This is a genomic window from Hymenobacter defluvii (assembly GCF_017589435.1).
GTDB lineage: Bacteria > Bacteroidota > Bacteroidia > Cytophagales > Hymenobacteraceae > Hymenobacter > Hymenobacter profundi.
The window spans coordinates 119,667-139,455 of record NZ_JAGETX010000002.1; the positions used below are offsets into that span (position 1 = coordinate 119,667).

Sequence of the window (19,789 nt, forward strand, 5' to 3'; positions counted from 1 at the left end):
GCAAAGACGCTAAATCACGCCAGTGGCGCGACTTAGCGTCGGCTGACAAGATTTAATATAGTAACTTTGCAACTGGATAAGAGTATCGTTCGCGAGCATAGAATGGCGGAAGCAGCAACCAAACGGCTGAATCAGGCGGCCAAAGACCTGAACGTCGGAATTTCCACGATTGTGGACTTTCTGTCGGAAAAAGGCATTGATATCGATAATAAACCGACCACGAAATTGACGGCCGAGCAAGTACGCATGCTCAATAAGGCCTTCGAATCGTCGGTGCAGGATAAAATCGAGGCGGCCAAGCTCAGCCAGGCCAAGCGCCAGACGGAGCAAGAAACCGTCCAGCCCAAACCCGAGCCAGCTCCGGCTCCTAAGGCCAGCGAACAACCCGCTGCGCCCAAACCCACCGAGCAGCCTGCTCCCGCAGCGGCTGTACCGGTGGCTGCTACGCCATCGGTCCCTGCTGCTCCCGCCCAGCCCGAAGCACCCCGCGTGCCTGGGCTAAAGGTGTTGGGTAAGATTGAGCTGGATGCCAAGGGTCGCCCCGTGCCACCCCGACCTGCTGCGCCGACACCTGCTCCCGCCGCCGCTACCCCGGTCCCAGCCCCGGCTCCCAAGCCGACGGCTGCTCCTGCACCAGCGCCAGCACAACCCGCCCAGGAAAAAACACCGGCTGCTCCGCAGCCAGCACCAGTTCCTGTAGCGGCTGCGCCTACTCCCGCTCCGGCGACACCGGCACCGGCACCAGTAGCAACTACGCCAACGCGCCCAGCTGCTCCAACTCCGACACCCGCGGCACCTACTGCTACCCCTGCTCCGGTTCCACCCGCGGCCCCGGCTGCGCCAGCGGCTCCGGTTACTCCTGCTGTTTCAGCAAAAGCTCCGGAAACGCCCCCCGCAGCTCCAACGGCTCCAGCCGAAGAAGATTCAACCATCGTAGCGAAGGCCGATCAGTTGAAAGGCCTCACGGTACTGGGCAAAATTGAGCTACCCGTAGACTCATCGCGACGCGGTGGCCGGCGGCCTGTGGCTTCATCTGATGTGCGGAAAAGCGGCATCGGTGCGGACAAAAAGAAGCGGCAGCGCATTCCTACCCCTGGTGGTGGAACTGTCGGGCAGAACCAGCCCGGCCAGCAAGGCCAACAAGGAGGCAACCGCACCGGTGGAGGTCGTCCCGATCAACAGCGCGGCAACAACCGTCCTGGCCAAGGTAACCGCAATCAGCCAGCTCGTCCGGCCGTAGCCAATACGCCCGAGCAGAACGATAAGCAGATACAGGAGCAGATTAAAGCAACCCTGGCGAAGCTTAGCGGCAACAGCAACAATAACAGCCGCGGTAACCGCGCCAAATACCGCCGCGACAAGCGGGCCGGTGTGGCCGAAGCTACCGAGTTGCAGCGTCAGCAAAACGAGCTGGACTCGAAGACACTGAAAGTTACCGAGTTCATCTCGGCTAACGACCTAGCTTCGCTGATGGACGCGTCGGTAAACGACGTAATTAAGGTGTGCCTGAGCATGGGCATGTTCGTTTCCATCAACCAGCGCCTCGACGCGGAAGCCATTACTGTTATTGCTGACGAGTTTGGCTATGACGTGGAATTCCTGTCGGCGGAGGAAGAGGAAACCGAGATGGAGATTGTGGACGATCCGGAAGATCTCCGCGACCGGGCCCCTATTGTTACCATCATGGGTCACGTTGACCACGGTAAAACGTCGCTGCTAGACTACATTCGCGATGCGAGCGTAGCCAAAGGTGAGGCCGGTGGTATCACCCAGCACATTGGTGCCTATGAGGTGAAAACGCAGTCGGGCAAGCCGGTTACGTTCCTCGATACGCCGGGTCACGAAGCCTTTACGGCCATGCGTGCCCGCGGTGCCAAGGTAACGGACATTGCCATCATCGTGGTAGCTGCCGACGATTCAGTGATGCCGCAGACGAAGGAAGCTATCAACCACGCCCAGGCGGCAGGTGTACCGATCATCATCGCGCTCAACAAGATTGACAAGCCCGGCGCCAATCCCGAGAAAGTACGGGAGGAGCTGTCGGCTATCAACATTCTGGTAGAAGAATGGGGTGGTAAGTATCAGTCGCAGGAAGTATCAGCCAAAACTGGTATCGGTATCGACGATCTGCTGGAGAAAGTACTGCTCGAAGCGGAACTGCTGGAATTGAAAGCCAACCCTGACCGAAATGCTGTGGGTACGGTTATCGAAGCCTCGCTGGACAAAGGCCGTGGCTACGTAACCACCGTGCTGGTGCAAACCGGCACGTTGCAGGTAGGCGACATCGTGCTGGCCGGTCCGCACTACGGCCGTGTGAAGGCCATGACGGACCACCGCGGCAAGAAGATGAAGAAAGCTGGCCCAGCTACTCCGGTGCAGGTGCTTGGTCTGACTGGTGCCCCGCAAGCTGGTGACAAAATTGTAGTGATGGACACAGAGCGCGACGCTCGTGAACTAGCTACGCAGCGTCAGCAACTGGCTCGCGAGCAGAGCATGCGTACCAAGAAGCACATCACGCTGGATGAGATTGGTCGTCGTTTGGCTATCGGTTCGTTTAAAGAACTGAACGTGATTGTGAAAGGCGACGTGGACGGCTCGGTGGAAGCACTGGCCGACTCCCTGCTGAAACTCAGCACGCCGGAGGTAGCCGTGAATATCCTGAACAAAGGGGTAGGCGCGATTTCTGAATCGGACGTGTTGCTGGCATCGGCTTCCGACGCTATCATCATCGGCTTCCAGGTGCGGCCCTCGCAGAGTGCCCGCCGCTTGGCCGAGCAGGAGCAGATCGATATCCGTCTGTACTCTATCATCTACAATGCCATCAACGAGGTGAAGGATGCCATGGAAGGCATGCTGGCCCCAACGGTGCAGGAGGTGACGGTAGCTACGCTGGAAGTACGTCAGGTGTTCAACATCACCAAGGTAGGCACCATTGCCGGCTGTATGGTGACAGAGGGCTCTGTCAACCGGAATACCAGAGTGCGCGTGGTACGCGACGGCATCGTGCAGTATACTGGCGACGTACAGGCCCTGAAACGCTTCAAAGACGACGTATCGGAAGTGCGCCAAGGCTACGAGTGCGGTATTAGCATCAAAGGCTACAATGATTTGCAAGAAGGCGACATCATTGAAGGCTTCGAGGAAAAGGAAATCAAGCGGACGCTGTAAGCAACTGCTTGGATTTTCAGCAAGTACAAAACGCCCCCGGCTCTTATGGAGCCGGGGGCGTTTTGCGTTTAGATTCTCCCAACAATCATATTCTACATAATTGCCCTTCCTCTGTGTAAAAACTCCTTCATCCTGCTGAACAGCGTCTAGACATTATTGCTTCATTAGATGGTAGGGGACGCAGCGAGATGCTTCGACTTTGCTCAGCAAGACGACCTAACCTACTTCCTAGACAGCTTCATTGGCTTTGCGTTAATACCCGTTGATATTTCATACTCCATATCCCTGTTTTTTTGCCAAAAAAGCCCCTACCACTTCTGTGTGGTAGGGGCTTTCAATTAGGGTGTTTCTGCTCCTAATTAAAAGAACAAAAATCTTTTCTTATGCTTGTGCTTCAGCGGTTTGCCTTTGGGGTCGATGCCGGGGGCGGCGTGGGTCTGGCCGCGTTTCTGGCGTAGCGAGCCTACGTTTTTGGTTTTGAATTTTTTGACGGTAAAACCACCGTTGCGCGAATCGTATTGGCGGGCAGAATTACTGCCACGGCTGAAGCTGGTATTGGAACCCATACCCGAACGAGCTTCCAGAATTTCCATCTGCTTATCGCGCTTGGCCTCGTCAGAGTTCATGCTCATACGTTGCTGCATACGGGCAATCTCTGCATCGGAAGCCTTCTTTTTGCCACTACGCCGGGTAGCGGGCTCATCGCTAACCAACGATTTGCGGGTAGCCAGTGTGGCCTGAGCAATGGCTTGCTGAGCCAAGGACGTGAGGAGCAACAAGCTTAGGCAGACAAAAAAGTGCTTCATGCAGCAGCGTATTAAAAGACTATGGGCGGCAAGCAACTAAGATACCGCTTTTTGATTGGTACGACAACCCCTACCTTCTCACTTTAGTTCAGCCCTAGAACTTGTAAGTCAGGCCAATACCTAAGGTTTCTTTGAACTGAATACGACGCCCTTTTTCGCCCGTAGTGCCATCACCAATGGGTACGGGAATATCGTCGTCGTACATCAGAATAGTGGCTACGTTGGCGCTGATAAACTTGTTGACTTTGCAATCAAGCAGATTGGTCCAGTATACATCAACGTTTTGCGGGTTGTGGAAGTAGTTACTGAATAGTTCCAGCCGGGTTTGGTAGGAAACGTTAGGTAGAATGGTTTTCACCATTCGGGCATTCATATAACCACCCACCTCGGCCCGAAACAGCTTGCCGGTTCCGCGCACCAGGCGTCCGTCGGCGTCGCGGCGCGCACCCTGCACCCCAAAGGCGCCGTAATCAGCCAGGCGCTGGCTATTGACCACCGTAAACTTGCCGGTAGCGGGCGATAATAGGACGGAGATGTACTCAACCGGCTTGTACTCCCAGCCTGCCGACGCCAGAATGTACGCGGGCGCGAAAAACCGGGAAGTCAGCGAATCACGAATTTCATTGGACTTGGTAGGAGTGAGCTGGGTTTTGATATTGACTTGCGTAGCGTACGACCACTTGTTGGAATACTGCCGGGCGTAGCGAATGTTCATTTCCAGCCGGTCGTCGCTTTTGCGCATCTTGGCCGGGCCAGCCTTCAACAACCCATACACCAGATCGACAGCTGCGGCGAAGGTGTGTTTCTCACCCCGAAAATGCGCGTACACGTTGCCAATGCCCAACAATGACAGGGAGCTTTGCCCACCGGCCGCCCAATTGTTGAGACTTACCTGGCTGAGATTAATGGAACCGGCGCCACCGCGCCGCCAGCCGCGGGCCGTGTCGATTTCAGTGGACAGCTTGTAGGGTTCAAGGGCAATGCGGCGCGGCATGGTCTGCGCCTGGCCGATAGTCGGTAACAAAAGCAGCAGTACGAGGACAACTCGGAGGACAAAGGACAAAACAGGACGGAAACAAACTATCATATACACAAAGCAGCCGGTGTACAAGCCTTACGAGCTTGGTAACCGGCTGCTCAGTAGACCACTCTCGCCGCTATGCGCGGCTACGCAAGGCGTCGCGAATTTCGGTAAGTAATATTTCTTCTTTGCTCGGCGTTGGGTCCGGCTTCACTTCTACCACAGTGGGTGCTTTAAACCGATTGGCAAAGCGGACAATCAGAAACACGCAGAACGCAATGATAAAAAAGTAGATAACGGCATTCAAAAACAGGCCCACATTTACGGTAGCCGCCTTGGCTGCCTTGGCTGCTTCCAGATTGGCGTAGCTTTTCCCATCCAACGGAATGTACCACTCCTTGAAATCTATATCGCCCGTAGCCAGACTGATAATCGGCATGATGATGTCCTCGGTCAGTGAAGTGACGATCTTACCGAAGGCGGCGCCAATGATGACACCGACTGCCAGATCCAGCACGTTGCCTTTCGCTACGAACGTTTTAAACTCAGAGAAGAAACCCATGTAGCCTATTGTTTTGGTGAATAAATGGACAGGAATAGCACAAAGTAAATATACTTTTCAATATATCTTTTCATTTATAATTCAGTATCAATTGGTTGCCTAACCGATTTCGGGTTATTGCGGACCCGCAGGCCGGACGAAACAGGCCCCGCGCTTTTACTTTATCTTTGCCCGCTCGACTTTTGATCTTCTATTTTGTTACGGCTCTATGGTTCCTCTTTTTCATAATCTGTTGTTGCAACAGGATTCCGCTTCCGGCATCCTGCGCATTACTTTGAACCGCCCTACCAAGCTGAACGCGCTGAACGCGGCTACTATTGAGGAAATCCGCCAAGCCATGCAGTATGCCCTGGATGCGCAAGCAGTGCGCGGCATCATTCTGACGGGTAGCGGCGACAAATCCTTTGTGGCCGGCGCCGATATTGCCGAGTTGGCCGAGTTGAACGAGATAGTAGGGCGCCGTATGGCCGAGAAGGGCCAGGAGGTATTTTGCCTGATTGAGGAAAGCTCCAAGCCGGTTATTGCCGCTGTGAATGGCTTTGCGCTGGGTGGCGGCTGCGAGCTGGCCATGGCCTGCCATCTGCGTGTGGCCTCCGAAAACGCCCGCTTCGGGCAGCCCGAAGCCAACCTGGGCCTGATTCCGGGGTACGGTGGTACGCAACGGCTGGCCCAGCTCATCGGCAAAGGCAAAGCGCTGGAACTGCTGATGACCACCGACCAAGTGAAAGCCGATGAAGCACTACGCCTAGGCCTCGTGAACCATGTGGTGCCGCTGGCGGAGCTGCTACCCTTCTGCGAGCAGTTGCTGGGCAAGATTCTGAGCAAAGCGCCGCTGGCCATCGGCATGATCATCGACTGCGTGAATGCGGCCTACGACCAAGAGCGCCACGGCTACCAGACGGAGGCCAACCTCTTTGGCCGTTGCTGCGGCTCTGCTGACTTCCGTGAGGGTACCCAGGCCTTTCTGGAAAAGCGCCCGGCGGCATTCACGGGTGAGTAAGCAGTGAGATGGTGAGCTCGACGTTCTGCGAGTACTACTGGCGCAGTGCGCGCAAGTTGCGCAGATAATACGTCAAATTCACCATCTCACTATTTGCTCTCTATTTCATCATTTACCATTTCACTCCGTGAGTATAGCTAAAAAGCTGGCGGGCCAGACGGCCGTGTACGGCGTGAGTAGTATTGTAGGGCGGGTACTGAATACGCTGCTGGTACCCGTGTATACAGCCCGGTTTGTGGCAGCGCAGTATGGCATTGTCACGGGGTTGTTTGCCTACGTATCGTTCCTGAATGTGGTATTCACCTACGGCATGGAAACCACGTTTTTCCGGTTTGCCAACCGCCCCGGCACCGACCGCCAAGAGCTGTACGATCGTGTGATGACGCTGCTACTGCTCACCAGCGCCGTATTTACGGTAGGGTTGGCTTTGCTGGCCCGGCCGCTGATGAGCCTGCTCTCCCTACCCCCCGGCCACGAGCGGTACGCCGTCTGGATAGCCTGTATTCTGGGCCTGGATGCCGTAGCGGCCATTCCATTTGCCAGGCTACGATTGGAGAACAAGGCGAAGAAATTTGCGGCTATCCGATTGGCTAACATCCTGTTGAACATCGGGTTGAACCTGTTTTTCATTGTGTTCTGCCCCGATGTGCTGGCCGGGAAATACCTAACGGCCTTGCAGCCGTTGGTGGCCCGCCTCTACGACCCCACGGTGGGGGTAGGATACGTGTTCATTTCCAACCTGGCAGCCAGCGCCTTCACGCTGGTACTGCTGTACCGGGAGCTGCTCGATATTCGCCCACGCCTGAACCTGGAGCCGTTGCGGCCGTTGCTCCGCTACGCCTACCCTATTATGCTGATGGGCCTAGCTGGGATGGTGAACGAAACGCTGGACCGCATTCTGCTGCCTAAGTGGCTTCCTGAGGGCTTCTACCCCGGTCAGGACAGCTTGGCAGCGGTAGGCATCTACGGCGCCTGCTACAAGATTGCTGTTTTGATGAGCTTGGTTATTCAGGCGTTTAAATACGCGGCCGAGCCCTTTTTCTTTGCGCAGAGCACCGAAAAAAACTCACCCCTCACGTTTGCCTTGGTACTCAAGTGGTTCACACTGTGCTGCGCCGTTCTGTTCGTTGCCGTAAGCGTGAACGTGGACTTGGTGGCGCGGGTTTTTCTGCGCAGTCCCGAATATCTGCAAGGCTTGAGCGTGGTGCCGGTGCTGCTGCTGGCCAACCTGTTTTTGGGCGTATACTGGAACCTCTCGGTGTGGTTCAAACTCACCGACAAAACCTACTACGGCACCTATATAGGATTTGCTGGCGCTGTACTTACCATCGTCCTCAACTTCCTACTCATTCCGGTGCTGGGGTATATGGGCTCGGCCATTGCCACGCTGGCCTGTTATTTTATGATGGCGGCGCTATGCTGGTGGCTCGGCGAACGGCACTTTCCGGTGCCCTACCCTGTGGTGCGGCTGCTTACGTGGTTGCTGGTGGCTTGCGGGGTAGTAGCTGTTAGTTGGTGGCTACCCTTATCGGGTACCTGGAGTGGACATGCTTTTCACGCGCTACTCACGCTAGCCTTCATTGGGCTGATTGTGCTGATTGAGAAACCGCAACGCGCACTAGGTAGGTAACTGTTAAATGTTCTTTCGGGATGAGGTTCTGGCTTCTTGCCCCTACCCTCCTACCTTTGCCCGATGCAGATTCCCGTTATCAACCGCTCTCACCATTCTCTACCTGCCTACCAAACAGCACACGCCGCTGGCCTCGACGTGCGGGCTAATCTTACGGAACCCGTGACGCTACGACCTTTGCAACGCGCACTTATCCCGACTGGCTTGTTTGTGGCCCTACCCGTGGGCTACGAAATGCAGGTGCGGCCCCGCAGTGGCCTGGCCTACAAGCACGGCATTGGCATCGTGAACAGCCCCGGCACCATTGATGCCGACTACCGGGGCGAAATTCAGGTGCTACTGGTGAATCTCTCCGACGCGGATTTCGTAGTGCAGGACGGCGAGCGAATTGCACAGCTAGTAGTAGCCCGCCATGAGGTAATTGACTGGGAACCTACCGAAGAGCTAAGCGAAACAGCCCGCGGCACGGGCGGCTACGGCAGTACTGGCAGTCATTAACCAACCGCAACAAGCTTTTCCCCGTTTCTATATAATATAGAGCACTTATTACCCACTTTTAACACTCCTACTCAGGAAGGATATGAAAATCATCGTCCCGATGGCTGGCATGGGCAAACGCATGCGCCCCCACACCCTCACTGTTCCCAAACCCCTAATTCCGATTGCGGGCAAGCCCATTGTGCAGCGCCTCGTGGAGGACATTGCCCAGGTGTGCAACGAGCCGGTGGACGAAGTAGCCTTCATTATTGGCCGGGCTTTCGGCAAAGAGGTGGAGAGCAACCTGCAAAAAATTGCTGAGTCGGTAGGTGCAAAAGCAACTATCGTGTATCAGGATGAGGCCCTAGGAACTGCCCACGCTATTCTATGCGCTAAGGAGTCGCTGACCGGCCCGCTGGTAGTGGCCTTTGCTGATACGCTGTTTAAGGCTGATTTCAAGTTGGACTCGTCGGCTGCTGGTACCATCTGGGTGCAGAAGGTAGACGACCCCAAGCCCTTTGGCGTGGTGAAACTGGATGACAGCGGCGAGATTACCGACTTTGTGGAGAAGCCTGAGGAATTCGTTTCTGACCTGGCCATCATCGGCATCTACTACTTCCAGGACGGCGCCTACCTGCGCGAGGAGTTGCAATATCTGCTCGACAACGACATCAAGGACAAAGGCGAGTATCAGCTCACCAATGCCCTAGAAAACATGAAAAACAAGGGCACCAAATTTGTGCCCGGCCGCGTAACTGAGTGGCTTGACTGCGGCAACAAGGATGCAACCGTCTTCACCAACCAGCGCTACCTCGAATACTTGCAGGAGCGCGGCGAGAAACTGGTAGCCGACTCGGCCAAAATCACGAACTCGGTGATAATTGAGCCCGTGTACATCGGCGAAAACGCCGTGGTGACCGACTCGGTGGTGGGTCCACACGTATCGTTGGGTGAGGGTAGCAACGTGCGCAACTCGGTGCTGACCAACTCTATCGTGCAGAAATCAGCCTCGGTATTGCACGCCAATATCACCAACTCGATGGTAGGTAACAACGCCACCGTCGTAAGCGCCCCCGCCGATTTGAGCCTGGGTGACTTTAACACCCTGCGGGTGTGATATTTTTCTGCGTTTTGACGTTAGCAATAGCGCGGTCCTGACGGGCCGTGCTATTTCTTTTGTTATTTTGTTGATGCGCCGGGCCGTCCGGCCGGTTTATTTCCTCTCTGTATGCCTCAACTATCCGCTTTCTTGCTGCTGATGCTGGGGCTACTAGTGGCCGGCAGCACCATGGCACAACAATCCACGGAGACAGACACTGGCCTGACGCCGGCCAAGGAGCGCAAGCTCAGCCGCCGCGAGCGGAAGGAGTTGGCTCACCGGGTGGCCCTAGAAAATGCCCAGCAGAACTCGCGTGAGCCTTCGTCGCGGGAACGGGAGCAAAGCGAGGCATACTTTGTGGACGGGGTGCGCTACGCTTTGCTCGAAGACTACTCCAAGGCCATGGAGCGGCTGCTGAAAGCGTATGCGCTCAGCCCCAACAATGCGGCCATTAGCTATAAAATTGCTGAGGTGAATATGCTTACGGGCAACCTCAAGGAGGCCACCAACTTTGCGCAGGCCGCCGTGCGCCTCGACCCCAAAAACACCTATTATTACCTATTGCTGGCCCAGACGTACACCACCCAAAAGCAGTATGACCAGGCCGCAAAGGTGTATACCAGCCTGATTCGGGATGTACCCGATTCAAACTATTACCTGTTCAACCTAGCCGACTTGTACTTGGCGCAGGGTAAGCTGCAAGAGGCGCTGACCACCTACGACCAAGCCGAGAAGGAATTTGGCTCCACGGATGAGGTAGCGTTCAAGAAGCAGCAGATTTATCTGAAGCAGAACAATCTGGATAAGGCGTTGCAGGAAGGCGAAACGCTGATTGCCTCCAACCCCGAAGACATTCGGTACGTGCTGGCGCAGGCCCAGATGTATGTGACCAACAACCGCCTACCCGACGCATTGCGCGTTACCCAACAGGCGTTGCGCCAAGCCCCCGACAACCCACAGGCCCGCATGATCTTGGCCGATGTGTACCGCTTGCAGGGCAAAAAGGCCGAGTCGGTGGAGCAGCTGAAGCTAGCGTTCGGTAATCCGGCGATGGACATAGACTCAAAAGTCCGCATCCTGATTGAATACGTTCGACAGTTGCCTAATCCAGACCTCACCCAAATAGTGCTGGACCTGGCGGAGCTAACCACGAAAGCGCACCCTCAGGAGGCCAAGGCCTTTGCCATGGCTGGCGATGTACAGACCATTATTGAGCACAGGCAGGACGCCCGCGCTTCCTACCTGCGCGCTATTCAGCTTGACAACTCCAAGTTTCAGATTTGGCAGCAAGTGGTGTTGCTGGATGCTGAGCTAAACCAGTCCGATTCGTTGCTGGTGCACACCGAGCAGGCGCTGGAACTGTTTCCTAACCAAGCACCGCTCTGGTTCTACAATGGGGTAGGGCACGTGCTGAAAAAGCAGCCCGCCCAGGCTATCAAGTCGCTGGAGTATGGCCGCAAGCTTACGACCGACAACCCCGAGCTACAGGCGCAGTTCAATACGCAGTTGGGCGATGTATACCACGAACTGAAAGACTACCCCAAGTCGGATGCCGCGTATGAGGCAGCGCTCAGCGTTGACGCCAACAATGCCCAGGCCCTGAACAATTACAGCTACTATCTCTCCCTGCGAGGCGAGAAGCTGGACAAAGCTAAGCAAATGGCTGGCCGGCTGGTAAAGCAGTCTCCCGATAACCCTACCTACCTCGACACGTACGCTTGGGTGCTGTATAAGCTGAAAGACTACACCGGCGCCCGCCAGGCGCTAGAAACCGCCCTGAAACACAGTTCCGATGGCACGCTGCTAGAACATTACGGCGACGTGCTGTTTCAGCTACAGCAGCCCACGCAGGCCGTAGCGGCCTGGGAGCGCGCCAAACAAGCCGGCGACGCCTCGGCCCTGATTGACCGTAAGATCAAAGAAAAGAAGCTTTATGAGTAAGTACCCCGGCGTTTTGCTGCTCCTTGTTCTGCTCGTGTTGGGCAGCTGTCAGCGCAAGCTAACTCCTACTGCTACCAACAATCCGGCTACCACGGCCACGCCAATCAACCCAGAAATCAAGGTAGAGAATATCGATTTCCGCTACCTCACTGCCAAAGGCAAGGCCCAGGTAGACATGCCTTCGCTGAAGCAGACGGTGAATATCAACGTGCGCATGCGCAAGGACAGCATTATCTGGATGTCGTTGGGCCTGGCTGGATTTGAAGGCGTACGCGCCCGCATCACCCGCGATTCTATCCAAATCATGAATAAGTTGCAGCGGGAGTATTACGCCGGCAACTTTGCCTACCTGAAGCAGCAGTTCAATGTGGAGGTAACCTTCGAGCAGCTACAGGCGCTGTTGCTGGGCAACTATCTGCCCGCACCGGCCGGCGTGACGCCTACCGTCGTTACCGAAGGCCCGCAGCAGCGGGTAGAGTATGCCCAATCGGGCCTGCTGCTTAAGCAACTGATTGAGCTGAGCCGGCAACGCGTGAAGGAGCTAACAGTGACCGACCCCAACTCGCAGAACAGCTACATGGTGAACTACACCGATTTTCAGGCCCTGGCCGGTACGCAGCAACAGTTCGCCTACTCCACGCTGGTGCAGGTGAAGCAGGGTAGTGGCGCTTCTACGCTATCCATCAACTACCGCAACGTGGACCTGGACAAAGAGCGCCTGTCTTTCCCCTTCTCCGTACCTTCGGGCTACACGCGAAAAAAGTAACAGCGTGAAGGGAACGTTGCGTTTTTACATTTTACTCCTTACTGCCTTCCTGTTACACCTGAGCGGACCTCCTGCTCAGGCACAACAGCGTAAGCGCTCTACTACCCGTACTAAAAGCAAAGCGCAGTTGGAACGGGAACGGCGCACTACGCTGCGGCGCATCAAAGAAACCAGCCGCATCTTGGCTCAAACTCAAGAGAAAAAGCAGGCTTCTATTGGGCAACTAAATGCGCTGAAGGAAAAGCTCACCGTGCAGCAGGGCGTGATTCGCAACATTTCCACGGAGCTGAAAACCGTGGAAACAGATGTGCGCCAGACTGAAGGCCAGGTGCAGCAAACCCAGCAAAGCCTGGAGCAGTTGCGCGCCGAATATGCCCGCATGATTTACGCGGCCTCCAAAACGGCGAATAGCTACAACCGCATCATGCTCCTGTTTGCGGCCGATTCGTTCAATAGCTTTTTGCGCCGCCTGCGCTACGTGCGGCAGTATTCTGAAGTGCGGCAGGCCCAGGCCGCCCAGATCAGCGCTACCCAGCAGAAGCTCAGCCGCCAGTTGACGAACCTTAATGAGCAGCGTCAGCAGAAAAGTACACTACTTTCCAATCAGCTCACGGAGAAAAAGAACCTTATTAGTCTTAAAACGCAGCAGGATCAGGTAGTAACCAAGCTCGGCCAGCAAGAAGAAAAGCTGGGCCAAGAGCTAACCCGCCGCCAGCAAGCCGTGCAGCGCCTCGACAACCTGATTGCCCAACGGGTACGCGAAGAAATTGCTCGGGCGGCCCGCGCCGCTGCCGCTGCTCGTGCCGCCCGAGCCAATGCGGCTCGTAGCGGGGTACGAGGTGGTGCGGGTGGCACCTCGCGCACCAGTGCCGCCGAGGAAGATGCCGCCGCCAGCCGGGTAAATCGCGTAACGCTTACCCCCGAAACGGCCGCCCTCTCCTCTTCCTTTGCCGACAACCAAGGCCGCCTACTGTGGCCTGTGGCACGCGGCTTCATCTCCCAACACTTTGGCCGCCACGCGCACCCGGTGCTCAAAAACGTAGTAGTAGAAAACCGCGGCGTAGATATCCAGACGAATGCCGGTGAGCCAGTGCGGGCTATTTTCGACGGTAAAGTACTCACGGTATCCAGCGTGCCAGGCATGAACAACATTGTCATGATCCAGCATGGCGAATATTTCACCGTGTATGCCAAGCTACGCTCCGTGAGCGTACAAGAAGGCCAGGTAGTGAAGGCCCGTGCAACTATTGGCACCGTACAAACCAACTCGGAGGGCACCTCGGAAGTGCAATTTCAGCTGTGGCGCAACAGTGCCAATCTCAACCCAGAAAATTGGCTGGGCCGCAAATAGTGCTAGGTGAAGTAGCGCAGCAAAACCTACAGAACAAAAAAAACACCGTATACAATACGGTGTCTTTCCGAGCTATGAAAACAAACTTAGCTATCAATATTCCAACTCCAGAACATAGCCTGCTCCTTTGTTAAGTCTTAGATAACTACCGGAAAGTTATATAATTCTCAATAAGTATATCTTTCTTTTTCGCTGAAGCAACAGTTTCGCTCGGTAAAGTCACGAATTATGGCCGCTGAATAAAAGCCATGCTATTCAGAAACGGTACTATATCAAGTTCAGCCGGTTGAGAAGTGCCGCCTTGTAAGAGTTGCCGATGGGCAACGACAACGTTGTGGTCTTGCTGGTCTCAAACAAAGCGGTGTCGGTTTCAATAGCAATAATGCGGCCCAGACACACAATGTACTTGCGGTGAATACGGGCAAAGTCCCGATTAGGCAGCCGGCTTTCCAGTTCTTTCATCGTGCTGTATACCGTAAGTCGCTCTCGATCAGTATAAATATTCACGTAATCGCCCAGGGCCTCTACGTAGGTGATGTCGGCTGTAACCACGCGCACCAGCTTTTGCTCCTGCCGCACGAATATTTCTGTGTACTGCTCTTCCGCCGCCACTGTATCGGGCTTATTGGTACTTGGGCGTAGCAGTTCAAACAGCTGCGTTTTTTCCTTTTCTAATTGCAGCCGGGCCCGGCGCAGCTCTAGGTGCGCTACTACCTCGCGGGCTAATATGCGTAGCGCTTCGCGCTGCTGCTCGTTCAGCCGGCGCGGTACCATATCGATGGCGCATAGACTACCCAAGGGGTAGCCCTCGGGCGAAAGCAAAGGAGCGCCTACATAAAAGCGCACTTTCTGCTTGCCAACTACTAGCGGGTTGTATTGAAAATCAACGTCATTCGCGGCATCTTCTACCTCCAGCAAATCTTCTGACAGCATCACATAGTTGCAGAAGGCAATGTCGCGCGGCAGATTGTGCAGACCCTCCCCTCCTACCTCCGCCTTCACACTCTGCCGATCGGCGCCAATGAACGATATGAGAGCAATTGGCGTATCACAGATATAGGCCGTGAGCTTTGCCAAGTCGTCGAAAGCCTGTTCTTTGGGCGTATCCAGAATTTGATAGTTTCGCAGTATTTCTAACCGCGTAGCCTCCCGGCTGCCAGAGTCATTTGAAATCAGTGAGGATTGACTCTTATATGATTTTTTTGTCATTAGCGTGCAGATAAACTACTGAATTGCATGCGCTGGTAAAAGATTAGTAAGATAGAGGGGGCAACGAAGATATCAGTTGATCAATGGATTGCCGGGCGGTAATCGTTGAACTATGATATTAGCACGGCAGAAGCTGGATTTTTAGCGCTCAACTTTTTACCTTACTTTCTAACAAATAGGATTAGCCTGCATCGACTCCAACAGGAAAACTACTGGTTATCGGAACTGATTTGCGAATTATCGGGTACCTTTACCAATCCTAAACCATAGCCAGTTGCGTAGCTATAGTTTTACCACCCCAAACTGGCCTTGCGGCCTCGCCCATGCTCTTAACCGCGCTGTTTCTGGCTATTGCCCCCCGCACGATCATATTTATTATCTTCGTGCTTGTCATCTTTTTTGGTGCAAAACGCATTCCTGAATTGTTCCGTGGCCTGGGTCAGGGAGTGAAGGAATTCAAGGATGCTTCGAAGGAGGAGCGTCCCGAGTACCGCGACCAGCAGCAAACCCAGCAGCCTCACTACGGTAACCAGCAGCCTACCCAGCCGCCCTACCGCGACCAGCCAGCGCCGCCTACCAATCAGCATCAGAATCCAACTCAACCCCGTTACTAACCTACTGCAATGAATACGCCTCTTTTCTTATTCCTGGGAGACCTGGGAGGTGGTGAGATAATGCTCATCATGGTGGTTATCCTCATTTTCTTCGGCGCCAATAAGATTCCTGAGTTGGCGCGGGGCTTGGGCAAAGGCATTCGGGAATTCAAAGACGCTTCGTCGGAGATTCGCAACGAAATCGAGAATTCCGGCCGTCCCAACCATAATCAATCGTACCAGCAGCCACAGCAGCCGTACCAACAGCCTTATGCTTCAGCTCCCGGCGCTCCAGTTCATACCGACTCGGTGCCAGTGCCTCCTACCACGGTAGCACCGCCCATGGATGGTGGTGTGGCTATGCCGGCTCCGCAGCCAGAGCATACATCTAACCGCCTCGATCAGACTTCCTAAGTCGTCGTTTCAAAGTAAAACCGTACTTTAGTTGTCAGGAAGTAGCGGTCTGTTCTTTATGCAAGCCTACAAAGCTCGCCAGCAACAGACCGTTATTTCCTGACAATTTCTTTTTTCACTTCACTGACCCAGCGATTTGAAACGTTTTAACTCCCTCACGGAAGTTCGTCGCGAGCTGACGGCAGGCACCACCACCTGTCGTCAGCTCGTCGAGTATTATCTGGATAACATCCAGCAGAAGCAACACCTGAACGCCTTCCTGGAAGTGTGGCCCGAAGAGGCCCGCACTCAGGCCGATGCCGTGGACGCCAAGCTGCAAGCTGGCACGGCCGGCAAGCTGGCCGGTATGGTGATTGGCCTGAAAGACGTGCTGGCCTACAAAGACCACGCGTTGCAGAGCAGCAGCCACATTCTGGATGGGTTCCGCTCCTTGTTCAGCGGCACGGCCGTACAGCGTTTGCTGGATGAAGACGCTATTCTGATTGGTCGCCAGAACTGCGACGAGTTTGCTATGGGCGCCTCCAACGAGACATCCTACTTTGGCCCCGTGCGCAATGAACTAGACACTGACCGGGTGTCCGGTGGGTCGTCGGGCGGGTCGGCGGTGGCAGTGCAGGCCGATTTGTGTCTGGCCTCTATTGGCTCCGATACAGGCGGCTCGGTACGACAGCCAGCCGCTTTTTGCGGTGTGGTGGGTTTCAAGCCTACCTACTCGCGCATCTCGCGCTATGGACTAATTGCCTACGCTTCGTCGTTCGACCAGATTGGTACGCTCACGCGCTCCGTGGAAGATGCGGCGCTGCTGTTGGAAGTGATGGCTGGAGCCGACAATTTTGACAGCACCGTAAGCCACCACCCAGTGCCTGCGTACAGCCAGCAACTGGAACCGGCGGCGCAATACCGCATCGGCTACATCAAGGACTGCCTGGAGCGCCCAGGCTTAAATGAGGAAATTAAGGCGGCCACGGAAGAAGCGCTGGACTTGCTGCGCAGCCAAGGCCACGTGGTGGAAGCTGTAGACTTTCCCTACCTCGATTACATTGTTCCTACCTACTATATCCTGACCACCGCCGAGGCCAGTTCCAATCTGAGCCGCTACGACGGCGTGAAGTTTGGCTACCGCGCTCCGGACGCTACCGATCTGGAATCGCTTTACAAGAAAACCCGCGCCCAGGGCTTTGGCTCAGAAGTGCAGCGCCGGATTCTGCTAGGCACCTTTGTGCTGTCGGCTGACTACTACGATGCGTACTACACCAAAGCCCAGCAGGTGCGTCGCCTGATCAAGGAGAAGACCGATGAACTGCTACGCCAGTACGATTTCCTGGTGCTGCCTACTACCCCTACCACGGCGTTCCACATTGGCGACGTGAATAAGGATACGTTGGCGATGTACTTGGCCGACATTTTCACGGTGCAGGCGTCGTTGGCTGGGGTACCGGCTATTTCAGTACCGGCGGGCACCGACAGCGAGGGGCTACCCATTGGTTTGCAACTGTTGGCTGGGGCATTCCGCGAGGAACACCTGCTGGCTTTTGCCAATTCGATTACTGAGTCTTTAACACCCGCGTTGCCCTGATGAAGAAGCTGTCGTTGTGGAAGCGGGTAGCCGCACCGGGGTTGTTATTTCTGGCTTTTGGAAGGATGGGAACGGCACAAACGCTGCCCGCCCCGCCCATTGGCTCGCTCCCGCTTCCCGATGATACCGTGCAGGTGAACCTGCTGGCCCTACCCCCCGATTCGCTGGTAGCGGCGCACGTCGACTCCGTGAAGCTGCTGTGGGCCCAAACGCCCCCCGAGCTGCGCGACCTAGTGGGCGACCGGGTAGGCTGCATTGAAACCGACATGCCGCACGTGTTCAACAACTCGGTGCTGGCCTACGTCAACTTCTTTACCCAACGCAACCGCGCCTACACGCAGCGCGTGCTGGAGCGGGAGAATATGTACTTCCCGATTTTTGAGAAGTACCTGGCGAAATACGATTTACCCAACGACCTGAAATACCTGGCTGTCGTCGAATCTGCCTTGATTCCGACGGCCAAATCGAGGGTAGGCGCTACCGGCTTGTGGCAGTTTATGGGCCCTACTGCCAGCGACTGGCGCCTCGTGCGCGATGAGTGGGTGGACGAGCGTATGAGCCCCGAAAAGGCCACCGAAGCAGCCTGCAAATACCTGCGGGCTCTCTACGGCGTCTTCCACGACTGGGAGCTGGTGTTGGCGTCGTATAACTGGGGGGTAGGCAACGTGCAGCGCGTGATACGCCGCACGGGCAAGAAGAACTTCTGGGACCTATACCCCTACATGCCGAAGGAAACGCGCAACTACGTGCCTACCTTCACGGCCATCATGTACACCATGAAGTACGCGCGGGAGCACCAGCTGCACTCGTCCGAGCTTCGTTACCAGTACGCCGAGCCGCTCGACACGCTGCACTTGCGCGGTAAAGCCTTCGACCTGCGCCGCCTCAGCCAAGCAGTGGGCTTGTCCGATTCGTTGGCGTTGCTGCGGTATAACCCGGAAATCAAGCGGGCGTATTTGCCGTCGGGGTATCGTTCCTACGTTATTCAGGTACCCTCGGCGCTCCGGGCACAGCTAGTTAACGTTGATCGGTCTACGCTGTTTGCCTACTGCCAGCCGCTGCGAGAGTTGCCGCAGCCTTTAGTGCCCCTACCACCGCACATGGCCGGCGCGCCTGCTACCCCGGCTATGCTGGCTGCCGCCGCGCCACCACCTGAAGCCCCGCGCCTGCAACGTAAGGTGCACACGGTGCGCCGAGGCCAGACTATTGCTACTGTGGCCCGCAACTACGGTGTCTCGCAAAGCCAATTGCGACGTTGGAACAAGCTGAGCAGCCGCCAGCAGACGTTGCGGGCGCAGCAGAAATTAGTGCTATTTGTGCCAACCCCCGCCGAAAAACAGTCTACTCCTACCCCAACTTATGCAAAGGTAGCGGCCCAGGTACCGGAGGCCCTACCCACCGTAGCATCGGCGCGGCGGGCAGACGGCACGGTCGTGACGCCGGTAGCGGTAATGAAACCGGTTGCACCAGCGGCAGCTATTGCCACCGCAACGGTAGCCCCTACACGGTCCGCTGCCCGACGCACGGAGGCCCCTACCCCTACCCATCAGGAACACCCTACCGCAGTACCCGAAACGTCCCCAGTAGCAGTAGCATCGATAGCGCCTGCGGATACGGCTGCTACCCTGTACACCGTACGGCGCGGCGACAATCTCAGCAAGATTGCCCAGCGCCACGATGTGACGGTGGCACAGTTGATGGATTGGAACCCATCGGCTTCCAGCCACTTGATGCCGGGGCAAAAGCTGACGCTCTACGTGGCGCAGGCCGATGAAGAAACTCCGGCAGCTCCGGTGCTAACCGCTACGGCTCATAAGCCAGTGCCCCGCTCAAAGCCCGCTGCTCCCACCCTTTTGCCGCCCCGTACCTACCTGGTACAGCCCGGCGACACGCTCTATAACATTTCGCGCCGCTACCAAGGAGTGACGGTGGAGCAACTGCGCCGGTTGAACCATCTGAAATCGGATGCCGTGAAGCCGGGCCAGAAGCTGATTGTGGAAACCAGTTAAAGCACGTCATTTCGAACATTCTGCGCATCAAGCAGAATGTTCGAAATGCCAGGCATTACCCTACCCTACGCCCCGGGCCTACCGCCTGGGGCGCTTTTCTTTCCGGTGGCGCCTACCTTTGCCGGCCACTAGCTTACCTTTGCCCCTTAGTCGCACCCACGACTTTT

16 protein-coding genes are annotated in these 19,789 nt (G+C 55.8%); 12 read left to right on the top strand and 4 right to left on the bottom strand.

Translation table 11 applies throughout. The features are described from left to right. Positions 1 to 102: 102 nt before the first annotated feature. Positions 103 to 3,168 (top strand): translation initiation factor IF-2, encoded by a 3,066-nt coding sequence (infB, locus tag J4D97_RS04670; RefSeq protein WP_208306581.1) that lies wholly within the window; start codon positions 103 to 105, stop codon positions 3,166 to 3,168. Between the two features lie 359 nt (positions 3,169 to 3,527). On the opposite strand, the gene J4D97_RS04675 is transcribed toward infB, so the two are convergent. The 3 genes from J4D97_RS04675 to mscL all read right to left on the bottom strand — a co-directional run bounded on the left by J4D97_RS04675 (position 3,528) and on the right by mscL (position 5,557). Continuing rightward, entirely contained in the window at positions 3,528 to 3,974 is a 447-nt protein-coding gene (locus tag J4D97_RS04675; protein WP_208306582.1) for a hypothetical protein, read from the bottom strand. Between the two features lie 94 nt (positions 3,975 to 4,068). After that, the gene (locus J4D97_RS04680) at positions 4,069 to 4,998 is read right to left on the bottom strand and encodes a DUF3078 domain-containing protein (RefSeq protein WP_208306583.1); all 930 of its coding nucleotides are present in this window, start codon (positions 4,996 to 4,998) and stop codon (positions 4,069 to 4,071) included. Between the two features lie 133 nt (positions 4,999 to 5,131). Then, a complete protein-coding gene (gene mscL, locus J4D97_RS04685; protein ID WP_185281480.1) occupies positions 5,132 to 5,557 on the bottom strand; it encodes a large-conductance mechanosensitive channel protein MscL in 426 nt (141 codons plus the stop codon). Positions 5,558 to 5,765: 208 nt separating this feature from the next. On the opposite strand from mscL, the gene J4D97_RS04690 reads away from it, so the two are divergent. The 7 genes from J4D97_RS04690 (at position 5,766) to J4D97_RS04720 (ending at position 13,821) form a co-directional block, all read left to right on the top strand. Then, positions 5,766 to 6,557: an enoyl-CoA hydratase/isomerase family protein gene (locus J4D97_RS04690; protein WP_208306584.1), complete on the top strand. Its 792-nt coding sequence runs from the start codon at positions 5,766 to 5,768 to the stop codon at positions 6,555 to 6,557. Between the two features lie 127 nt (positions 6,558 to 6,684). After that, entirely contained in the window at positions 6,685 to 8,187 is a 1,503-nt protein-coding gene (locus J4D97_RS04695) for a polysaccharide biosynthesis C-terminal domain-containing protein (protein WP_208306585.1), read from the top strand. Positions 8,188 to 8,250: 63 nt separating this feature from the next. After that, entirely contained in the window at positions 8,251 to 8,685 is a 435-nt protein-coding gene (dut, locus tag J4D97_RS04700; protein WP_208306586.1) for a dUTP diphosphatase, read from the top strand. A gap of 82 nt (positions 8,686 to 8,767) precedes the next feature. After that, positions 8,768 to 9,781: a sugar phosphate nucleotidyltransferase gene (locus J4D97_RS04705; RefSeq protein ID WP_185281484.1), complete on the top strand. Its 1,014-nt coding sequence runs from the start codon at positions 8,768 to 8,770 to the stop codon at positions 9,779 to 9,781. A gap of 111 nt (positions 9,782 to 9,892) precedes the next feature. Next, positions 9,893 to 11,704 carry a tetratricopeptide repeat protein gene (locus tag J4D97_RS04710; protein WP_208306587.1) on the top strand — a complete coding sequence of 604 codons (1,812 nt, stop codon included), beginning with the start codon at positions 9,893 to 9,895 and terminating at the stop codon, positions 11,702 to 11,704. Beyond that, positions 11,697 to 12,470 (top strand): DUF4292 domain-containing protein, encoded by a 774-nt coding sequence (locus tag J4D97_RS04715; RefSeq protein WP_208306588.1) that lies wholly within the window; start codon positions 11,697 to 11,699, stop codon positions 12,468 to 12,470. Before J4D97_RS04710 ends, J4D97_RS04715 begins: the two co-directional genes overlap by 8 nt. Before the next feature lie 4 nt (positions 12,471 to 12,474). Next, the gene (locus J4D97_RS04720) at positions 12,475 to 13,821 is read left to right on the top strand and encodes a murein hydrolase activator EnvC family protein (protein ID WP_347879323.1); all 1,347 of its coding nucleotides are present in this window, start codon (positions 12,475 to 12,477) and stop codon (positions 13,819 to 13,821) included. A gap of 267 nt (positions 13,822 to 14,088) precedes the next feature. On the opposite strand, the gene J4D97_RS04725 is transcribed toward J4D97_RS04720, so the two are convergent. Then, complete coding sequence (locus tag J4D97_RS04725; RefSeq protein WP_208306589.1) at positions 14,089 to 15,030, bottom strand: GAF domain-containing DNA-binding protein; 942 nt, start codon at positions 15,028 to 15,030, stop codon at positions 14,089 to 14,091. A 323-nt stretch (positions 15,031 to 15,353) separates the two neighbouring features. Between J4D97_RS04725 and J4D97_RS23830 the strand changes: the two genes are divergently transcribed. The 4 genes from J4D97_RS23830 (at position 15,354) to J4D97_RS04745 (ending at position 19,622) form a co-directional block, all read left to right on the top strand. Next, positions 15,354 to 15,644: a Sec-independent protein translocase subunit TatA/TatB gene (locus tag J4D97_RS23830; protein ID WP_208306590.1), complete on the top strand. Its 291-nt coding sequence runs from the start codon at positions 15,354 to 15,356 to the stop codon at positions 15,642 to 15,644. A gap of 9 nt (positions 15,645 to 15,653) precedes the next feature. Continuing rightward, complete coding sequence (locus J4D97_RS23835; RefSeq protein WP_208306591.1) at positions 15,654 to 16,037, top strand: Sec-independent protein translocase subunit TatA/TatB; 384 nt, start codon at positions 15,654 to 15,656, stop codon at positions 16,035 to 16,037. 136 nt (positions 16,038 to 16,173) lie between these two features. Continuing rightward, positions 16,174 to 17,613 (top strand): Asp-tRNA(Asn)/Glu-tRNA(Gln) amidotransferase subunit GatA, encoded by a 1,440-nt coding sequence (gene gatA / locus J4D97_RS04740; protein WP_208306592.1) that lies wholly within the window; start codon positions 16,174 to 16,176, stop codon positions 17,611 to 17,613. After that, positions 17,613 to 19,622 (top strand): LysM peptidoglycan-binding domain-containing protein, encoded by a 2,010-nt coding sequence (locus tag J4D97_RS04745; protein WP_208306593.1) that lies wholly within the window; start codon positions 17,613 to 17,615, stop codon positions 19,620 to 19,622. Before gatA ends, J4D97_RS04745 begins: the two co-directional genes overlap by 1 nt. The last annotated feature ends 167 nt before the right edge of the window (positions 19,623 to 19,789 follow it).

Coding starts and splice junctions, on each gene's coding strand:
- J4D97_RS23830 (WP_208306590.1), top strand. CDS start 15,354: ATGCTCTTAACCGCGCTGTTTCTGGCTATTGCCCCCCGCACGATCATA.
- mscL (WP_185281480.1), bottom strand. CDS start 5,557: ATGGGTTTCTTCTCTGAGTTTAAAACGTTCGTAGCGAAAGGCAACGTG.
- J4D97_RS04710 (WP_208306587.1), top strand. CDS start 9,893: ATGCCTCAACTATCCGCTTTCTTGCTGCTGATGCTGGGGCTACTAGTG.
- J4D97_RS04715 (WP_208306588.1), top strand. CDS start 11,697: ATGAGTAAGTACCCCGGCGTTTTGCTGCTCCTTGTTCTGCTCGTGTTG.
- J4D97_RS04745 (WP_208306593.1), top strand. CDS start 17,613: ATGAAGAAGCTGTCGTTGTGGAAGCGGGTAGCCGCACCGGGGTTGTTA.
- dut (WP_208306586.1), top strand. CDS start 8,251: ATGCAGATTCCCGTTATCAACCGCTCTCACCATTCTCTACCTGCCTAC.
- J4D97_RS04690 (WP_208306584.1), top strand. CDS start 5,766: ATGGTTCCTCTTTTTCATAATCTGTTGTTGCAACAGGATTCCGCTTCC.
- J4D97_RS04675 (WP_208306582.1), bottom strand. CDS start 3,974: ATGAAGCACTTTTTTGTCTGCCTAAGCTTGTTGCTCCTCACGTCCTTG.
- infB (WP_208306581.1), top strand. CDS start 103: ATGGCGGAAGCAGCAACCAAACGGCTGAATCAGGCGGCCAAAGACCTG.
- J4D97_RS23835 (WP_208306591.1), top strand. CDS start 15,654: ATGAATACGCCTCTTTTCTTATTCCTGGGAGACCTGGGAGGTGGTGAG.
- J4D97_RS04705 (WP_185281484.1), top strand. CDS start 8,768: ATGAAAATCATCGTCCCGATGGCTGGCATGGGCAAACGCATGCGCCCC.
- J4D97_RS04725 (WP_208306589.1), bottom strand. CDS start 15,030: ATGACAAAAAAATCATATAAGAGTCAATCCTCACTGATTTCAAATGAC.